The following is an 18,087-nucleotide window of genomic DNA, read 5'->3' on the forward strand; positions in this document are numbered from 1 at the left end:
GCAGTAGCGCCTGCAATGTGGATTGGTGTGGTGTCGTTGTTTCCCGAAATGTTCGACGCGTTAACGCAACAGGGCGTGGTCGGGCGAGCGGTAGAGAAACAGCGTGTCGCACTGGAGTTTTGGAACCCGCGGGATTACGCCACTGACCGCCATCGTAGCGTAGATGACCGCCCCTATGGCGGTGGTCCAGGGATGTTGATGAAAGTCGATACTCTGCGCGCAGCGATCTTTGCGGCTCGTGAGCGGGCGCAACTAGCCACCGGTTTAGTGCCGACGGTGATCTATCTATCGCCTCAAGGGCGCAAGCTGGATCAGCAGGGCGTTCAAGCACTGGCTTCCGCCGGGCCTTTAGTGGTCGTGGCAGGTCGCTATGAAGGCATTGATGAACGCGTGGTGGAGAGTGACATTGATGAAGAGTGGTCGATTGGTGACTATGTACTGAGCGGCGGTGAGCTGCCGGCGATGGTGCTGATCGATGCAGCGGCAAGGCTGATACCCGGCGTGCTGGGCCATCAGGATTCCGCTGTCGAAGACTCGTTTAATGACGGTCTGCTAGACTGCCCGCACTATACCCGTCCGGAAATAATTGACGGGCGCCAAGTGCCAGATGTGTTGCTAAGCGGTAATCATGCAGCTATCAAGCGTTGGCGATTAAAGCAGTCGCTAGGCCGGACATGGCAACGCCGTCCAGACCTATTGGAAGGGCGAACGTTAGATGCCGAACAGCGCAAGCTGCTAAATGAGTTTATCGAGGAACACGCTCTGTCCACTAAGTAGCTTGTTTTTCAACTAGTTTTATTAACTAGGTTGTTTTCAACTGCTTGAACCAGAGCGGCGGTGCAGGGCGAATACGGCAGTAGCTTACATAGAAGTCTATGTTTGAATAACTAGCCAACGCACCTGTGTCACCCATAACGACTCCCGCGTAGCTCGTTTCGAGCGCCGGGATCACGGCTTCCGCCACCCATGATTGAGCGGTCAAGCCAACACGTTATTCAGGAGTATGAAGATGAGCAGCAAAAGCAAAGTGATCCAGGCGATCGAATCTGAGCAAATGGGCAAGGAAATTCCTCCCTTTGCCCCCGGCGACACTATTGTCGTTCAGGTAAAAGTAAAAGAAGGCACCCGCGAGCGTCTGCAGGCGTTTGAAGGTGTGGTCATCGGTAAGCGTAACCGTGGCCTGAACTCCGCGTTCACCGTGCGTAAAATTTCTCACGGCGTTGGCGTTGAGCGTACCTTCCAGACTTACAGCCCGCTGGTTGACTCGATTGAAGTCAAACGTCGTGGTGATGTGCGTCAAGCCAAGCTTTACTACCTGCGCGAGCGCAGCGGTCGTTCTGCACGTATCAAGGAAAAGCTGGCTTAAACGCCACTGTTCCGTGGGCGTACGCTGTGCTTCTATAGGCGTGGCGCCCAGATACCAAGACCCCGTCACCGCTTTGCGGGGCGGGGTTTTGTTTATACAGCTGCTTGATAACAAACAGCCGGAGACTGCTGCCGTATGAGCGTGATTGATGCTTTCCTGGATGCCCTCTGGCTTGAACAGGGCGCCAGCGATCATACGCTAGCTGCCTATCGGCGTGATTTAACCGCGTGGCAACGTCATTTAGAGAGCCATGGCGAAGCGCTGTTGGCGCCACCGCCGGAACGGATTAGCGAATGGTTCGCCAGCCGCCGGGAGCAGGGCTACCAACTGCGTAGCAATGCCCGGCTGCTGTCGACGCTGCGCAGTTTCTACCGCTGGGGGCGCTTAAATAACCAGGTGATGAGTGACCCGCTCACTGACATCAAGCTGCCGCGCGCCATTCCCGGCTTGCCTAATACGTTGGAAGAAGACGAAGTAGAGCGCCTGCTGATGGCGCCGGATACGGAGACGCCTTTAGGCGTGCGCGATCGTGCCATGTTGGAGTTGCTTTACGCCTGTGGCCTGCGGGTCTCAGAACTGGTGGGGCTGACCGGCGATGCAGTCAACCTTCGCCAAAACGTGGTGCGGGTGCGCGGTAAGGGTGATAAAGACCGCCTGGTGCCGATGGGGGAAGAGGCTGCGGATTGGATTGCGCACTATATGGAGACCGCGCGGCTGGCGCTGATGAGTGACCCAACGCGCCCAGCGCTGTTCCCAGGCCGGGGCGATAAAGCCATGACTCGGCAAACGTTTTGGCATCGCATTAAGGTACATGCCATCACAGCAGGGATTACCCGGCCACTGTCACCGCACACACTTCGCCATGCATTTGCGACCCATTTATTGAATCATGGGGCCAATTTGCGGGTCGTACAGCTGCTGCTGGGTCATAGCGATTTATCGACGACCCAAATTTATACCCATGTGGCCCAAGCGCGCTTGGAAAGCCTACATGCAGAACATCACCCACGAGGTTGAATTGATGATGCGTCAACGCCGTTTTTTAGTATTTCCGTTATTAATAGCGGGTAGTCTATTACCTGTTGCCGCTCAGGCTGATGCGATAACAGACCGCCTTTCAGAATCCCTTAGCGTTAATGGTCAGGCGATGCCGGTGGAAACGGTGACGGAGACGCCCATGAATGGCGTTTACCATGTGCGGCTGGAGAGCGGCGAATCCTTCTACTCCAATGCGGACGGTAGCCACTTTCTTGTCGGCGATCTGTATGAAAATGCCGATGACGGTTTGGTGAATTTGACCGAACAAGAGCAGAATCAAGAGCGTGCTGATGCGTTAGCAGCCGTGCCGGAAAGCGAGCGAGTGATTTTCCGCGGAGCTGACGAGCCGAAGGCTACCATAACGGTGTTTACCGATCCTAGCTGCCCTTACTGCGCACGTTTGCACGACACTATTCCAGAATTGAACGAGCGCGGCATTGCCGTTCACTATTTGGCGTTTCCTCGCGCGGGTATGGGAAGCCAAGCCGCTACAACGCTGCAGCAGGTATGGTGTTCGGACAACCGCAGCGAAGCGATGACCCAAGCCAAAGAGGGCCAGGCTATTTCCAGCTCAGCAAGTTGCGACAACCCGGTGGCAGGTCAGTATGATCTGGGCAAATCCTTGGGCGTGCAGGGTACACCGGCGATTATTTTGCCCGATGGGCAGTTAGTCCCTGGATTTGTGCCACCCGAGCGGCTCACCGCCATGTTAGGCTTGGATGACGAGGAGTAGTGCCGCAACGATTAGACGGCATACAACGCTGAGATACTGTCTTAACGCGTGTGGTTAAGAGCTTATAAAACCGCTTTTAAGACTAAATTTAAGACCAGCACCACCAGGTGCACGACACGAAAGGGGAAGTATTTTGAAACCGGTAAGAGTAGGTATTTGTGGTTTAGGCACTGTCGGTGGCGGCACCTTTAACGTATTGACCCGCAACGCTGACGATATTGCGCGTCGTGCTGGCCGTCCTATTGTGATTGAGCAGGTTGCTCACCGCAGTATTCATCCTGACTGCGATATTACCGGCATCAATGCCACCTCTGATGTGTTTGAAGTTGCCACCAACCCCAATGTCGATGTTCTGGTGGAGCTAATTGGCGGTTACGATATCGCTCGCGAACTGGTGCTGACGGCGATCGCCAACGGCAAGCACGTGGTCACCGCCAACAAAGCGCTGATTGCCGTGCACGGTAATGAAATCTTCAAGGCCGCTCATGAGAAGGGCGTTATCGTGGCGTTTGAAGCCGCGGTCGCGGGTGGTATTCCGGTGATTAAGTCGTTGCGCGAAGGCTTGGGTGCCAACCGTATCGAATGGGTAGCGGGCATTATCAACGGCACCGGCAACTACATTCTTACCCATATGCGCGACGAAGGCCGTGCCTTTGAAGACGTGCTCGCAGAAGCCCAAGCGTTGGGCTACGCCGAATCCGATCCCACTTTTGATGTGGAAGGTATCGACGCCGCGCACAAGCTGACGATTTTGGCCTCGATTGCTTACGGCGTGCCGCTGCAGTTTGAGAAAGCCTTTACCGAAGGCATTTCGCGGATTACCGCGGAAGATGTCGAGCAGGCCGATAACCTTGGCTATGTGATTAAGCATCTGGGGATATCCAAACGCACCGACCAAGGCCTGGAGCTGCGCGTGCACCCCACGCTGATTCCTAAAGAGCGCCTACTGGCCAATGTGCATGGTGTGAAAAATGCCATTGCGATCATGGGCGACGCAGTTGGCCCGACGCTCTATTACGGTGCTGGTGCGGGCGCAGAGCCGACTGCTTCAGCGGTCGTGGCCGATTTGCTCGACGTCGCGCGGGATATCTCTACCGATCACCACTACCGAGTGCCTTACCTGGCGTTCAGCGGCATTGACGAAGATGTAAGCCAGCTACCCATCATGCCGATGGAAGACATTACCACCGCCTATTACCTGCGCCTGCTGGCGGTAGATCGCCCCGGTGTGCTGGCGCGAGTGGCAACGATTCTGGCCGAGCAGGGCATCTCTATCGAAGCGCTGATTCAGAAAGAAGCGACCGAGGGTGAATTAGTGCCGATCATTCTGCTGACGCATCGCACCAAAGAGAAGCAAATGAACGAAGCGATTCGTGAAATTGAGTCGATGGCCGATATCGCCGGGCCGCTAACACGCATTCGCGTGGAAAGCTTGGACGAAGGGGAGTAGCCCAGATGCGCTATATCAGCACGCGTGGGCAGGCGCCCGCGCTCTCTTTTGAAGAAGTAGTGCTTACCGGCATGGCCAGCGACGGCGGCCTCTATGTGCCGGAAACACTGCCTGAATTCTCCCGCGAAGAGCTCGTCGAGATGGCCGGGCTCTCCTATGCGGAGATCGCCTTCCGGGTGATGAAGCCGTTTGTGAACGGTGAGATCGACGACACAACGTTCCGTAGCATTGTGACCGAAGCCTACGCGACGTTTAATCACGATGCGGTCGTGCCGCTTAAGCAGCTAGATGCCAACCACTTCCTGCTTGAGCAGTTTCATGGCCCGACGCTGGCGTTCAAAGATGTGGCGCTACAGTTGCTCGGTCGCTTGCTGGATCACTTCCTGAAAAAGCGCGGCGAGCGCGCAGTGATCATGGGCGCGACCTCGGGCGATACCGGCTCCGCGGCGATTGAGGGCTGCCGCCACTGCGACAACCTGGATATCTTTATTCTGCACCCGCACAACCGGGTCTCAGAAGTTCAGCGTCGTCAAATGACCTCGGTACTGGCCAATAACGTCTTCAATATTGCCATCGAAGGCAATTTTGACGACGCCCAGGCAATGGTCAAAGCAAGCTTTGCCGATCAAACCTTCCTAAACGGCACGCGCCTGGTGGCGGTGAATTCGATCAACTGGGCGCGCATTATGGCCCAGATCGTTTACTACATCGCTTCAGGCGTCGCGCTAGGCGCGCCGCATCGAGAAGTGAGCTTCTGCGTACCCTCCGCCAACTTTGGCAACGTGTTTGCGGGCTATATGGCCTACAAAATGGGCCTGCCGGTGAAGCAGTTCATCATCGCCACCAACGCCAACGATATTCTGCACCGTACGCTGGCTGCTAACGACTTCTCCAAAAAGGAGTTGGCGGCGACGTTGGCGCCTTCCATGGATATCGTGGTGTCGTCTAACTTCGAGCGGCTGCTATTTGATGCTTACGACCGCGACGGTATGGCCGTGGCAGCCCTGCTAGATCGCTTCCAGCAGGAGCCCTCGGCTCTGGCCGATGCGCCGCTGGCCAAGCTGCGCGAGAAGTTCTCAAGCTATAGCGTGGACGACGCAACGATTTTGGAAGTGATTCGTGACGCTCATAAGCGCACCGGTGAGATGCTCGATCCGCATACCGCGACCGGTTATATTGCCGCTGAGCGCGCCCGGGCTGATCAGTCAACGCCGGTGATTACCCTGGCGACTGCGCATCCGGCCAAGTTTGCCGAAGCCGTGGTGAAAGCGGGCTTCTTAGGCGTGCCGCTGCCGCCGCATATGGAAGACCTGCTAGAGCGCGAAGAGCGTTACACCGTGCTGCCAGCAGAGCTTGCCGCTGTGCAGCAGTATGTTGCGGAAAACCGGCGTTGAATGCTCGTTCGTTGAGACAGCAATGACCTCAGTGACCGATTTACCCCAAAGCGCGCTGACGTCTAGCAAGAGCGAACCGCGTTTAGAGCCTCGTCCGGTGGACGAGGCGCTTTATGCCCGTGCCCAAGCCGAAGGCTTAAGCGAACTGCAGGCACGGCTGCTAGCGTCTCGTTTGCCCGGCTACAGCGGCGAGCTGCTGCCGTTAATCTCGCCTAGCCTGCGCTATCTAGCGCATCCCGAGAAGCTTGCGGACGGTAAGCGTGCCGCCGAACGTATCGCTCAGGCGGTGGCAGAGGGCGAGGCGATCGGTATTCTCACCGACTACGATGTGGACGGCATTACCTCCCATGTGGTGATCCGGCGCACGCTGGTGGAGCTGTTTGGGGTGCCGGAAGGCAAGCTGCACAGTCTGATCGGCCATCGTATTCACGACGGCTATGGGATTAGCCTACCGCTGGTAGAGCGCACCCTTGCGCAAAAGCCGTTTCCAACTCTGGTGATTACCGCCGACTGTGGCAGCTCCGATGAGCCACGGATCGCGCGCCTAAAAGCGGCGGGTATCGATGTGGTGGTCAGCGACCACCATGCGCTGCCTATCGAGGGGCCACCATCTTCTGCTTATGCCTGCGTAAATCCGACCCGCTCGGACTGTGACTACCCTGACAAAACCATCGCTGGCTGTATGGTGGCGTGGCTGTTGATGTCACTGGCGCGCGGTGTGCTGATTGAGTGGGGAGCGCTGTCAGAGTCGACGCCCAAACTGTCGCCCTGGCTCTCCTATGTAGCTTTGGGCACTGTGGCTGACTGTGTGTCATTGGGTGGCAGTCCGGCCAACCGCGCGGTGGTCAACCAAGGGTTAAAGCTGATCAATCGGATGGATGCGGCGTGCTGGCGCGCCATGGCCACGCGGCTAGGTGCCGACAGCGTGCCGTTTAACGCCGAGACGTTAGCGTTTCAGATGGGGCCGCGCATCAACGCCCGCTCGCGGCTGGACGATCCCTACGCGGCGCTGCACTTTATGCTGGCCGAGAACGATGGTGTCGCCAATCGTCAGCTCGACGTGCTGGATCAGGATAACCAGTCCCGCAAAGCGATTGAGGCCGATATGGCTGCCGAGGCGCGTACCTTGGCGGCGAGCGCCCTGAGTGCCGACGAGCCCGCCGTGGTGGTGCTGCTGGAAGACGGGCACCCCGGCGTACAGGGTATCGTCGCCTCACGGTTGGTGCAGGCCTACGGTCGCCCGGCGCTGGTGCTAACCCAAGCGTCGGCACCGGGCATGCTAACCGGCTCTGGCCGCTCGATTGACGGGCTGCACCTGCGCGATGCCCTTCAGCGTACCTTTGAGCTTGCGCCCCAGGCGTTACCACGCTTTGGTGGTCATAGTGGCGCGGCAGGGGTGGGCGTGCCACGGGATCAGCTTGAGGCCTTTAAAACGGCTTTCTTGCAGGCAGTGGGCGAGCAGTTAGAGGGACGAACGCTCTATCCGCGCCTTTGGACGGATGGTGAACTCTCCACGGCGCAGCTTTCGCTGACGACATTAACGGAGATCGAAACACTCGGCCCCTACGGGCGTGAATTCGACCCACCGCTGTTTGAAGGCCGCTTTATTGTCGAGGCGCTGCGCCCGGTGGGTGCCGACGGCGCGCACCTGATGCTGGAGCTTTCCACTGGCCCGGTGACCTGCAAAGCGATCTGGTTTCGCGCCTTAACGCCGGGAGAACTGCCTGGGTTTAACGTGGGAGATACGCTGCACTGTGCTTACAAACTTAATCGCAACCGCTGGCGTGGCCGCGAGACGCTGCAGTTGATGGTCGAGCACGCCAGCCCAATTTAAGCGGTACATCGCATCATCTACTAACCATTTAAGTAAGGACGCCCCATGCGCGTGGAAGATTTACCAACGGATCAGCATCGTCCCTATGAAGATGTCATGGCGATGCTGCTGGGGACGTTCTTCGTCGCGCTGGGGGTTACCTTTTACACCCATGCGGTACTGCTAACCGGCAGTACCGCAGGCTTGGCGCTGCTGCTCAGCTATATGATCAGCAGCGTGACCGGTTGGGGTTTTGGGGTGTACTTTTTTGCCATTAACCTACCGTTTTACTACTTGGCGGTGAAGCGCATGGGCTGGAGTTTTACCCTGCGCACCTTTGCCGCCATCGGTTTGGTATCGCTGTTTTCAGAGCTAACCCAAGGTTGGGTACAGTTTGCCAGCGTGCCCTCGATCTACGCCGCCTTAATGGGCGGCGCGCTAATGGGCATTGGTATGCTGATGCTGTTTCGCCACCGTACCAGCCTTGGAGGTATCAATATCCTCGCGCTCTACTTGCAGGATAAACACGGCCTGCGCGCAGGCTACGTTCAACTCGCCATCGATGGCGTTATCTTGCTGATAGCCCTGAGCCAACTGCCGTTGGATCGCGTGGGTTATTCGGTACTAGGGGCGCTGACGCTCAACCTGATTATCGCCCTGAACCATAAGCCAGGGCGCTATATTGGGGTGAGTTAAAGACTTTTAGTTAAGCCAGAACCACCACGCTATTAACGCGATGATCCCCAGGCCTGCCAAGTTGATCAATATACTCATGAGGCGTCCTCCTGACTGGCTTTCCATAGCCGCAAGCGGTTGGCGTTACTCACCACGGTGATGGACGAGAGTGACATGGCAGCGCCCGCTATCATCGGTGAGAGCAGCATGCCGGTGAGTGGGTAGAACACCCCTGCTGCGATGGGAATACACAGCAGGTTGTAGCCAAAGGCGCCGACCAGGTTCTGTTTGATATTGCGCAGCGTGGCGCGGCTGATCTCGATCGCAGACGCCACCCCGTGCAGCGAGCCGCGCATTAGCGTGATGCCCGCACTCTCAATCGCCACATCGGTGCCTTGGCCAATCGCAAAGCCCACATTTGCTCGGGCCAGCGCTGGGGCATCATTGATGCCATCGCCCACCATGCCAACGATTTCCCCCGCCTTCTGACGACGCTCGATCTCGGCGTGCTTGTCTTCAGGCAACAAGCCCGCGCGGAACTCGTCGATGCCCACCTCCCGGGCAATGGCTTTGGCGGTGTGCTCGTTATCCCCGGTTAACATAACGATGGTTAAGCCGTCTTTTTGCAGGCGCTTGATTGCGGCCACGGTGTCGTGGCGAAGCGGGTCGCTGATGCCAAATAGGGCGGCCAGTTTGCCATCTATCGCCAAGTACACCAGCGTGCGGGCCTGCTCTTCTAGGGCGCGTGCTTGTTCTCCTCCCGCCTTGAGATCCACCCCTGCCTCGCTCAATAGACGTGCATTGCCCAGCAGCAGCGCTTTGCCGTCGGCGGTTTGGGCTTTTACCCCGCCTCCGGTCACGCTGTCGAAACCCTTAATCTCGGCAGGGCTAGCGTCGTGTTCATCCGCGTAGGTCATTAACGCCGCCGCCAACGGGTGCTCGGAGCTGCGTTCCAGCGCGTGCACCAACGCCAGCGCGGTGGATTGCTCCACGCCAAACATCTGCGCATCGGTGACGCTGGGCTTGCCCTGGGTGAGCGTGCCGGTCTTATCGACGACTAGCGTGGTCAGCTTGCTGGCGGTTTGCAGCGCCTCGCCGCTGCGCACCAGCACCCCGTGCTCCGCCGCTTTACCGACGCCGATCATGGTCGAGATCGGTGTCGCCAGACCCAGCGCACAGGGGCAGGCAATAATCAGCACGGTAGTCGCCGTCACCAGCATATGGATCACCTGGGGAGCGGGCCCTAGGTTGAACCACGCCAGGGCAGTCAATATGGCAATGATCATTACCGCAGGCACAAAAACGCTGGAGACCTGGTCGGCTAGCTCGCCAATCGGTGGGCGCGAGTTTTGAGCGCTCGCTACCTGTTCGGTAATTTGCCCTAGGCGAGTGTCGGTGCCCACCCGCGTGGCGCGATATATCAAGCCGCCTTTGCCATTCACCGTGCCAGCGCTGACTTCATCCCCCGCGCTTTTGGCGATGGGGAGTGGCTCGCCGGTAAGCATCGACTCATCGATATGGCTTTGGCCTTCAACGACGTCACCATCCACCGGTAAGCGCTCACCGGGGCGTACCCGTACGTGGTCGCCAGCACGCACCGCGTCAATCTCAATCTCCTGCTCTTGACCGTCACGAATCACCCGCGCCGTGCGGCTCTGCAGATCGAGCAGGCGCTTTAGCGCGTCGCTAGTGCGGCCCCGGGCGCGTAGTTCCATGGCATTGCCAAGCAGAATCAGCCCGATCACCATGGCTGAGGCTTCAAAGTAGATACCCTGGGCAACCTCGGGTAACCACGGCGCAAACAGCACCACGGCCATGGAATATAGCCAGGCGGCGCCAGTGCCCATGGCGACCAAGGTATCCATATTGGCCTGGTGGTGCTTAAACTGCTTCCAGGCGTTGACGAAAAAGTGGCGTCCTGGGAAGGCCAAAATGCCCAAGGTTAACAAGCCGATCACCAGCCAGTAGAGACGCCCCATGCCCATCGGGTGGGGATGGAAAAAAAACATGCTCATCATCAGCGGAACCGCCAGTGCCAGCGAGATCGCACTGCCGCGCAGCCGTTTTTGGTACGTCTTGGCGTCCTGCTCTGCACGAGTGCGTTCGGCTTCCCGCATATCCACAATCGGTTCGGCGCCATAGCCGGCGGATTCAACGGCGGCGATTAACGCTTGGGCCTCGGCACTGCCAAACACCTGGGCGGAGTGGGTACCAAAATTGACGCTGGCGGTGTCGACTCCCTCGGTGCGCTCTAGTGCTTTCTGCACGCTATTGACGCAGCTGGCGCAGGTCATCCCGCTAATCGCCAAGCGCTGCTTTTTGCCTTGCCCGTGAGGATGGGAATGAGCACTGGCAGTTTTTTCAGCTTCGGCATCAGCGGGTGCTGCAGTATCTGGCTGCTTATCAGTGTCGCCTGGCGGGTAGCCTGCCTCGGTCAAGCGTTGATCAAGCTCGGCGTCGGTTAGGGATGAAACAACCTCTAGGCGTTTTTCGCTAGGCATGCCGGTGACGTCTGCTTCAGGGTCACCACTTTGAATCGCCTCGCGCATACGCTTGACGCAGCCCTGGCAATTCATGCCAGGAATTGTTCGCGTGGTGGCTCCATTTGCAGGGCTTACGCTTGAGGCGGCTTCGGTAGAGGAGTCGCTCATGGGGTCTCCTTGGTAGACGTGGCGTCAGGAAAACTCTCGATCAGGCGGCACACGCTGTGGCCGTCGGGGGAGCCGTCGGGCATTTGCTGCCAGCTCTCCATCGCCTGTTCCATACGCTCGGCTAGCGCTTCCAGCTCGGCTATGCGTGCGCGGATTTGCGGCAGGCGGCTGGCAAGTAAGTCGCGTACCAATGGGCAGGGGGAATCGCCCTGGTCGGCATGAGTGAGGATGTCGCGAATCTCCGCCACGCTAAAACCTAATTTGCGCGCCCGCTGGATAAACCGCAACCGTTCTAAGTCGTTATCTGAAAATAGCTGATAGCCATTCTCCGGATGACGTTGCGGGGCAAGTAGCCGCTCACGAGCGTAGTGGCGAACGGTCTCCGCGGTAACCCCGCCACGTTTGGCAAGCTCGTTAACTTTCATGGCCTGTTCTCCCGACCGGTTAAATAATCACTATTGAGTGTAGAACCTATGGGTAACCCATAGGTCAAGGGTGCCTTTGTTCCTTAAGCCGAAATGACTAAAACACTGATTTAAAACGGTCGTTCGACTAATGTATAAGCTAAAAATGAAATAAAACGAGCGTTTGCACTTGAACCTTTGGCGCCATTGCGAGAAAACAGTCATGTAAAAAATAACGAAGGTGGATCATGGGTATCCACTGGATCATCGGGACGAGAGGATCGCTATGAATAATAAGTTTAATAAGCTTACCCTGGCCGCTGCCATTACGGCCGTCTTCGCCAGCCAAGCCCATGCAGGTGGGTATCAAATCAATGAGCAGAGCGTTAGTGGGCAGGGCTATGGGCATGCAGGTCGTAGCTCTAATGTGCATGATGCCAGCATCGTATACGGCAACCCGGCGGGTATGTCGTTTTTAGACCGTGCCCAAGTGACCGTGGGTGGTACGTATTTGAACGTCAACTCCGATATAGACAATGTTACTTCCAGTCGTTCTTTCGAAACACAAGCGGGCTCCCTGCCGCTGGGTTCGGCGGGGGGAAGTAACAATGGTGACATGGTTCCGGGAACGCTGATTCCCTTCGCTTTCTATGCACAACCCGTAAACGAGCGTCTGGCGTTCGGCTTTGGGGTGTATGCTCCTTTTGGTTCAAAAACAGATTACGAAGATGGCTTTGAGGGGCGTAATCAGGGCAATTACACCGAGGTGAAGGTGATGACGGCTCAGCCCACCGTTTCTTATCGCTTTAGCGAGCAGTGGTCCGTTGGTGCTGGCGTAACCTACAACAGAGTCGAAGGTGAGCTTCATCGCCAAGTACCTGCTGTCGTTGGCCAGACTCCCGCAGGCTCTCCGAACCTCACTGAGGTGGATTCACGAGTTGAAGGTGACGATGAAGCATGGGGATATAATCTTGGTATTATTTACCAGCCAGTGCCTGAAACAACGTTGGGGTTAACTTACCGCTCAAAAGTGGATTTCAATCTGGAAGGCAGTTTTTCAGCAAGTTCGCCCGTGTTAGACCAGTTGGGAATTGGAACGGTAACAGATACCGCAGCGCTGGATTTAACCACACCTGAAACGATTAATTTCTCTTTAACGCAGCAAATGAGCGAAAACCTCAAGCTTATGTTTGGTGCCTCGTGGGCGCGCTGGAGCCGTTTTGACCAGATTCTGGTTACTGGTACTGAACGTGGGGAGATTACTAATGAGCAACAGAACTATTCCAATGCGTGGGCGTTTTCAACGGGTGGTGAATATCAGCTAACACCGCAGTTGGCTTTACGTGCAGGGGTAGCGCTAGACTTTACTCCGACTCAAGACTCTACCCGCAGTGTGCGTATCCCTTCTGACGATCGTCGCATTTTCTCTATTGGTGCAGGCTGGAGCCCAACACCTGATCTAACACTAGATGTGGCTTACTCCTACTTAACCGAACGGAGCACTCAGGTGGATCAGTCTAAAACAGATAGCTTCACTGTGGCGGGACGAAAAACACCCCCCATCACTTCTAACTACTCAGCCGATTACAAAAACGAAGCCCACGGCTTTGGCGCGCAGTTAACCTATCGCTTTTAAGCTTTGTAGAAAGTCCGTTACCAACGAAACCCGGCATCTGCCGGGTTTTTTATTGCCTTGTGGCAGGCCATTGGATGCGGGGCGTGTCGGCTTTCGTTACACTATGCGCTTTTCTGATCGATACACCTCTGTACGACCAGACACAGCAAACGCTAGGGCGACCCCATGTTGGAAACCAACCCGATTCATAACCAGATTAAGGACCTGTCTGAGCGGACAGACGTTCTTAGGGGGTATCTTTGACTATGCCGAAAAGAAAGATCGGCTAGAAGAAGTTACCCGCGAACTGGAAGACCCCAATGTCTGGAACGATCCAGACTACGCGCAGAAGTTAGGCAAAGAGCGCGCCTCCCTCGAAGCCATCGTGGCCACTATTGACGATCTTGAGCAAGGCCTTGGCGATAGCCGGGATCTGTTAGAGCTGGCTGAAATGGAAGAGGACGAAGGTACCGTTGATGAGGTGCGCCAAGAGCTGGACAGCATGCAAGCCGCGTTAGAAAAGCTTGAGTTTCGGCGCATGTTCTCCGGCGAAATGGACCCAAATAACGCCTACCTGGAAATTCAGTCCGGTTCCGGTGGTACGGAAGCCCAGGATTGGGCCAATATTTTGCTGCGCATGTACCTACGCTGGGCGGAGAGCCACGGCTTTAAAGCCGATATCACCGAAATCTCCGCGGGCGAAGTGGCGGGCATTAAGTCGGCCACGGTGCATATCCAGGGCGACTACGCCTTCGGCTGGCTGCGTACCGAAACCGGCGTGCACCGGCTGGTGCGTAAAAGCCCGTTTGATTCAGGTGGCCGCCGGCATACTTCTTTTGCATCGGTATTCCTGTCCCCTGAGATTGACGACAGTTTCGAGGTCGAGATTAATCCCTCGGATCTGCGTGTGGATACCTACCGCTCCAGCGGTGCAGGCGGTCAGCACGTTAACACCACCGACTCAGCGGTGCGGATTACCCACGAGCCGACCGGCATTGTCGTCGCCTGTCAGGGGCAGCGCAGCCAGCACGCTAACCGCGATTTTGCGATGAAGCAGTTGAAAGCGCGGCTCTGGGAGCACGAGATGCAAAAGCGTAATGCCGCCAAGCAGGAAGCCGAAGACTCCAAGGCGGATATCGGCTGGGGCAGCCAGATTCGTTCTTACGTGCTTGACGACCAGCGCATCAAAGATTTGCGCACCAGCGTGCAGTCCAGCAACTGCGATAAAGTGCTCGATGGAGATATCGATCAATTTATCGTCGCTAGCTTGAAGCAAGGTTTGTAATATTTTTTAGCGTTTGAACATGAATAGGGTGCCCCATGGCTAACCAAGACGCGTCTGAACAATCAGTCTCAGCACACCAGGAAAACCACCTGATCGCCGAGCGCCGTGCCAAGTTGGCTGCTCGCCGCGAGAGTGCCGCAGCGCAAGGTAAGAGTGCATTTCCGAATGATTTTCGCCGCGATAGTTTAACCGTTGAGCTGCAAAACGCCTTTGGCGATAAAGACAAGGCCGAGCTGGAAGCGCTGGATCACCACGCCTCCGTAGCTGGACGTGTTATGCGTCAGCGTGGGCCCTTTATCGTTATTCAGGATGTGGCCGGACAAATCCAGCTCTACGTGGACAAGAAAGGCCTGCCCGCTGACGTGCTTGAAGACGTTAAAAGCTGGGATATCGGTGATATCGTCGCCGCCCGTGGGCCGGTACACAAATCCGGCAAGGGCGATCTGTACGTGATGATGAAGGAGGCGCAGCTGTTAACCAAAAGCCTGCGTCCGCTGCCGGATAAGTTTCACGGCCTGACCGATATGGAAGCCCGCTATCGCCAGCGCTATGTGGACCTGATCATGAATCCTCAGTCGCGCAAGGTGTTTGAAACCCGCGCAGCGGTGATTAGCTCCATGCGCCGCTTTTTTGAAGCCCGCGGCTTTATGGAAGTAGAAACGCCGATGCTCCAGCCGATCCCTGGCGGCGCGGCGGCACGGCCGTTCATTACTCACCACAATGCGCTGGATATCGATATGTATCTGCGTATTGCGCCGGAGCTTTACCTCAAGCGTTTGGTGGTGGGCGGCTTTGAAAAAGTGTTTGAGATTAACCGCAACTTCCGCAACGAAGGTTTATCCACGCGCCATAATCCAGAATTCACCATGGTGGAGTTCTACTGGGCGTATGCGGATTACCGCGACCTGCTCGACATGACCGAAGCCATGCTGCGCACAGCGGCTGAAGAAGTGCTGGGCAGCGCGGTGATTGAGTATCAGGGCGCGAGCTACGATTTTGGTCAGCCATTTACCCGCTTGACGCTGCGCCAGGCAATTCTTGATCACGGTGACGGCATTGCCGATGCTGATTTGGATTCGTTGGACGCTGCGCGGGCCATGGCTGAAAAACTGGGCATCAAGGTCAAGGAGAGCTGGGGCCTGGGTAAGGTGCAAACGGAGATATTCGAAGAGGTTGCCGAGCATAAGCTCGATCAGCCGACCTTTATCACCGAGTACCCTGCAGAGGTCAGCCCCTTGGCGCGGCGTAACGACGCTAACCCGTTCGTTACGGATCGGTTTGAGTTCTTTGTTGGTGGTCGTGAAATCGCCAACGGTTTCTCGGAGCTCAACGACGCCGAAGACCAAGCAGAGCGTTTCCGCGCCCAGTCAGCGGAAAAAGACGCTGGCGACCTGGAAGCGATGTACTACGATGCGGATTATGTTCGCGCATTGGAGTACGGCATGCCGCCTACCGCGGGTGAAGGTATCGGTATTGATCGCCTGGTGATGCTGTTTACCGACAGCCCTTCCATTCGTGATGTACTGCTATTCCCTGCGATGCGCCCCGAAGTGGTTTAAACCATTCGATAGCGGATGAAAAGTTGGTAAGGGCGCGTTATAGCGCCCATAATGGTCAACGTTTCGACGGCGAGGAGAATCCCATGAAACTGCTTAACCGCTCCGCACTGAGCGTCAGGCCGACCCAGCCCTTTGTGGACTGGATCAACGCGCTGGAACCCACCATGGGAGACGACGACCTGACCCTGGACGACGTCGAACGTGAAAGTACCATTTATCTGATTCCAGAGATGGATACTCCAGAGGCGCTGGAAACGTTTGTGCGCGAGCGCTGCGTGGAAATTCTCGAGACTGAGTTGCGCGCTTGGGAAGAGGATGAGCGCCAGTGGCCGGACAAGATCGATTGGGCTCTGTTTCAAGAATTTGTGCGCGTTGAACATAGCTACCTAGCAATTGATTTGGACGACGAAACAGCCCTTGAGATTTCCGAAGTCGATGATGCATTGTTATTAGACAGTGAGCAGGATTAGCGTGCTAATATTTTAGGCAAGCTCAGTGCTGCCAGCGCGGCTGTTTAATACAGCCATTTAGCGCACTAGGAAACCGGCTTAGGCCGGTTTCTTTGTTTTCAAGCTCATGGTTTTCAAGTTAATTGTTTTCGAGATAATTGTTTTGAAAACAATGGTTTTAGCCGTTTCGTTTAGAAACACTCTTCCCTAGGACTTCGCTATGCGACTGTTTGAAACCCGCCCTGGCGACGATGGCCTGCCTGGGCCTGAGCGTGCCTTGGCCGTGCTGGCGTTGGTAACCGGTACCTTAATGGCGGTGGTGGACACCACCATGATCAATCTGGCGCTGCCCACTATCGCTGCGGATTTAAGTGTGTCGGCATCACGAGCGGTATGGATCACCAACCTCTTTCAAGTGGTCTGTGCGGCTTTTTTGCTCGTCTTCGCGGGCATTAGCGAGTTGATCACGCGGCGCAGGCTTTACCTGTTCGGGCTGGCGACCTTTGTTGCTGCTGCGTTGGGGGCGGCGCTATCACGCAACCTGGAAACGCTGCTGGTGTTTCGCGCTTTCCAGGGGCTGGGCGCCGCCGCGACGCTCTCCATTGGTCCGTCGCTGTATCGGGCTATTTTCCCTTCGCGATTGCTGGGTAGCGCGCTGGGCTTGAGTGCGTTGGTGGTGGCCGGTGGCTACGCCGCGGGGCCCACATTGAGCGGGGTGATCTTGTCGTTTGCCGACTGGCCCTGGCTGTTTGCCTTAAATGTGCCGCTGGGTCTCTGCTCGCTATGGCTGGCCAAGCGTGCGTTGCCCCGCGAAGAGCCGCGCAAAGGCAGTTTTGATGTTGCTGGGGCATTGCTCTCGATCGTTATGCTGGCCAGCTTCTTTATTGCCATGGACGCCGTGAGCCACGCCGCGCCGATTTGGCAAAGCGGTGGCTGGGCGCTACTGACGGTGCTGGCCTGTGCCGGTTTTATTGCCCGCCAGCGTCGTGCGCCTTATCCATTACTGCCGCTTAGCGTATTTGCCGAGCCGCGCTTTACGCTGGCCGTTTCTGCCTCTGGGCTTGCCTTTATTGGCCAGGGTCTTACGTTTGTTGCCCTGTCATTTTTCTACCAGGAACAGATGGGGTTTTCACCGCTGGAAACCGCTTGGCTATTCACTCCCTGGCCGCTAGCTATCATGTTCGTTGGCCCTGTGGCCGGGCGCCTAGCCGACCGAATTAATCCCAGTATTCTTTCCAGTACAGGGCTTAGCTTGCTGATCATTGGCCTGATTGCGCTGGCGTTAGTTGATGAGTCGACCGGAGTAGCCGGCAGTTTATGGCGCACCGCGTTATGCGGTATTGGCTTTGGGCTGTTCCAGCCGCCCAATAATCGCGAAATGATGGGCAGCCTGCCGCCGGAGCGCAGCGCTAACGTTTCAGGGGTAATGAGCACCACGCGCACGGTGGGGCAGTCGTTCGGCGTCGCTCTAGTCGGCGCCGCCCTGGCGTTGGGGTGGCCGGTGCAGGTGACGCTCTGGTTAGGGGCGTTAACTACGCTGCTAGCGCTATTGGCAAGCGTTGCACGTATGCCACTGGCAAGGCGTGCATTACACGCTCGTCGGGCATCGTCTGCCGGGCAGTAAGCGCGTACAATAAAGTGGTTTGTAATCTCAA

General features: G+C 56.7%; 15 protein-coding genes. 13 read left to right on the forward strand and 2 right to left on the reverse strand.

The features are described 5' to 3' along the window. Positions 1-15 precede the first annotated feature (15 nt). The 8 genes from trmD to V8L70_RS03395 all read left to right on the forward strand — a co-directional run bounded on the left by trmD (position 16) and on the right by V8L70_RS03395 (position 8,490). Positions 16-777, forward strand: coding sequence for a tRNA (guanosine(37)-N1)-methyltransferase TrmD (gene trmD, locus V8L70_RS03360; RefSeq protein ID WP_336268967.1), 762 nt, complete (start codon positions 16-18; stop codon positions 775-777). A gap of 232 nt (positions 778-1,009) precedes the next feature. Next, complete coding sequence (gene rplS, locus V8L70_RS03365; RefSeq protein WP_027957738.1) at positions 1,010-1,366, forward strand: 50S ribosomal protein L19; 357 nt, start codon at positions 1,010-1,012, stop codon at positions 1,364-1,366. Between the two features lie 135 nt (positions 1,367-1,501). Beyond that, a complete protein-coding gene (xerD, locus tag V8L70_RS03370) occupies positions 1,502-2,383 on the forward strand; it encodes a site-specific tyrosine recombinase XerD (RefSeq protein WP_336268852.1) in 882 nt (293 codons plus the stop codon). Then, entirely contained in the window at positions 2,358-3,137 is a 780-nt protein-coding gene (locus V8L70_RS03375) for a DsbC family protein (protein ID WP_336268853.1), read from the forward strand. Before xerD ends, V8L70_RS03375 begins: the two co-directional genes overlap by 26 nt. A gap of 133 nt (positions 3,138-3,270) precedes the next feature. Then, positions 3,271-4,587 (forward strand): homoserine dehydrogenase, encoded by a 1,317-nt coding sequence (locus V8L70_RS03380; protein ID WP_101147680.1) that lies wholly within the window; start codon positions 3,271-3,273, stop codon positions 4,585-4,587. Positions 4,588-4,592: 5 nt separating this feature from the next. Continuing rightward, complete coding sequence (thrC, locus tag V8L70_RS03385) at positions 4,593-5,981, forward strand: threonine synthase (RefSeq protein ID WP_336268854.1); 1,389 nt, start codon at positions 4,593-4,595, stop codon at positions 5,979-5,981. Between the two features lie 22 nt (positions 5,982-6,003). Continuing rightward, on the forward strand, positions 6,004-7,815 hold the full coding sequence (locus V8L70_RS03390; protein ID WP_336268855.1) for a single-stranded-DNA-specific exonuclease RecJ: 1,812 nt from the start codon (positions 6,004-6,006) through the stop codon (positions 7,813-7,815). A 45-nt stretch (positions 7,816-7,860) separates the two neighbouring features. Then, a complete protein-coding gene (locus tag V8L70_RS03395) occupies positions 7,861-8,490 on the forward strand; it encodes a YitT family protein (RefSeq protein ID WP_336268856.1) in 630 nt (209 codons plus the stop codon). A gap of 74 nt (positions 8,491-8,564) precedes the next feature. Here V8L70_RS03395 and V8L70_RS03400 read toward each other — a convergent pair whose 3' ends face one another. Next, positions 8,565-11,120, reverse strand: coding sequence for a heavy metal translocating P-type ATPase (locus V8L70_RS03400; protein WP_336268857.1), 2,556 nt, complete (start codon positions 11,118-11,120; stop codon positions 8,565-8,567). Further along, positions 11,117-11,545, reverse strand: coding sequence for a MerR family transcriptional regulator (locus V8L70_RS03405; protein WP_336268858.1), 429 nt, complete (start codon positions 11,543-11,545; stop codon positions 11,117-11,119). The genes V8L70_RS03400 and V8L70_RS03405 overlap by 4 nt, the downstream gene beginning before the upstream one ends. A gap of 265 nt (positions 11,546-11,810) precedes the next feature. Between V8L70_RS03405 and V8L70_RS03410 the strand changes: the two genes are divergently transcribed. The 5 genes from V8L70_RS03410 (at position 11,811) to V8L70_RS03430 (ending at position 18,056) form a co-directional block, all read left to right on the forward strand. Then, a complete protein-coding gene (locus V8L70_RS03410) occupies positions 11,811-13,160 on the forward strand; it encodes an OmpP1/FadL family transporter (protein WP_336268859.1) in 1,350 nt (449 codons plus the stop codon). A 165-nt stretch (positions 13,161-13,325) separates the two neighbouring features. Beyond that, positions 13,326-14,424 (forward strand): peptide chain release factor 2 gene (gene prfB / locus V8L70_RS03415; RefSeq protein ID WP_336268860.1). Its coding sequence is split into 2 segments (ribosomal slippage): positions 13,326-13,400 and positions 13,402-14,424, totalling 1,098 coding nucleotides; the frame shifts between segments, so codons are not numbered across the junction. Positions 14,425-14,459: 35 nt separating this feature from the next. Next, a complete protein-coding gene (gene lysS, locus V8L70_RS03420; RefSeq protein ID WP_336268861.1) occupies positions 14,460-15,983 on the forward strand; it encodes a lysine--tRNA ligase in 1,524 nt (507 codons plus the stop codon). An 83-nt stretch (positions 15,984-16,066) separates the two neighbouring features. Then, positions 16,067-16,453 carry a hypothetical protein gene (locus V8L70_RS03425; protein ID WP_008958714.1) on the forward strand — a complete coding sequence of 129 codons (387 nt, stop codon included), beginning with the start codon at positions 16,067-16,069 and terminating at the stop codon, positions 16,451-16,453. Between the two features lie 199 nt (positions 16,454-16,652). Continuing rightward, entirely contained in the window at positions 16,653-18,056 is a 1,404-nt protein-coding gene (locus V8L70_RS03430; RefSeq protein ID WP_101147689.1) for an MFS transporter, read from the forward strand. The last annotated feature ends 31 nt before the right edge of the window (positions 18,057-18,087 follow it).

The sequence above is a fragment of the Vreelandella arctica genome, from assembly GCF_037070215.1.
GTDB lineage: Bacteria > Pseudomonadota > Gammaproteobacteria > Pseudomonadales > Halomonadaceae > Vreelandella > Vreelandella arctica.

What these genes read in the sequence shown, in the direction of transcription:
- V8L70_RS03390 (WP_336268855.1), top strand. Translation starts at nt 6,004, where the DNA reads ATGACCTCAGTGACCGATTTACCCCAAAGCGCGCTGACGTCTAGCAAG.
- thrC (WP_336268854.1), top strand. Translation starts at nt 4,593, where the DNA reads ATGCGCTATATCAGCACGCGTGGGCAGGCGCCCGCGCTCTCTTTTGAA.
- V8L70_RS03375 (WP_336268853.1), top strand. Translation starts at nt 2,358, where the DNA reads ATGCAGAACATCACCCACGAGGTTGAATTGATGATGCGTCAACGCCGT.
- trmD (WP_336268967.1), top strand. Translation starts at nt 16, where the DNA reads ATGTGGATTGGTGTGGTGTCGTTGTTTCCCGAAATGTTCGACGCGTTA.
- V8L70_RS03400 (WP_336268857.1), bottom strand. Translation starts at nt 11,120, where the DNA reads ATGAGCGACTCCTCTACCGAAGCCGCCTCAAGCGTAAGCCCTGCAAAT.
- xerD (WP_336268852.1), top strand. Translation starts at nt 1,502, where the DNA reads ATGAGCGTGATTGATGCTTTCCTGGATGCCCTCTGGCTTGAACAGGGC.
- V8L70_RS03405 (WP_336268858.1), bottom strand. Translation starts at nt 11,545, where the DNA reads ATGAAAGTTAACGAGCTTGCCAAACGTGGCGGGGTTACCGCGGAGACC.
- V8L70_RS03425 (WP_008958714.1), top strand. Translation starts at nt 16,067, where the DNA reads ATGAAACTGCTTAACCGCTCCGCACTGAGCGTCAGGCCGACCCAGCCC.
- V8L70_RS03410 (WP_336268859.1), top strand. Translation starts at nt 11,811, where the DNA reads ATGAATAATAAGTTTAATAAGCTTACCCTGGCCGCTGCCATTACGGCC.
- V8L70_RS03430 (WP_101147689.1), top strand. Translation starts at nt 16,653, where the DNA reads ATGCGACTGTTTGAAACCCGCCCTGGCGACGATGGCCTGCCTGGGCCT.
- V8L70_RS03395 (WP_336268856.1), top strand. Translation starts at nt 7,861, where the DNA reads ATGCGCGTGGAAGATTTACCAACGGATCAGCATCGTCCCTATGAAGAT.
- rplS (WP_027957738.1), top strand. Translation starts at nt 1,010, where the DNA reads ATGAGCAGCAAAAGCAAAGTGATCCAGGCGATCGAATCTGAGCAAATG.
- lysS (WP_336268861.1), top strand. Translation starts at nt 14,460, where the DNA reads ATGGCTAACCAAGACGCGTCTGAACAATCAGTCTCAGCACACCAGGAA.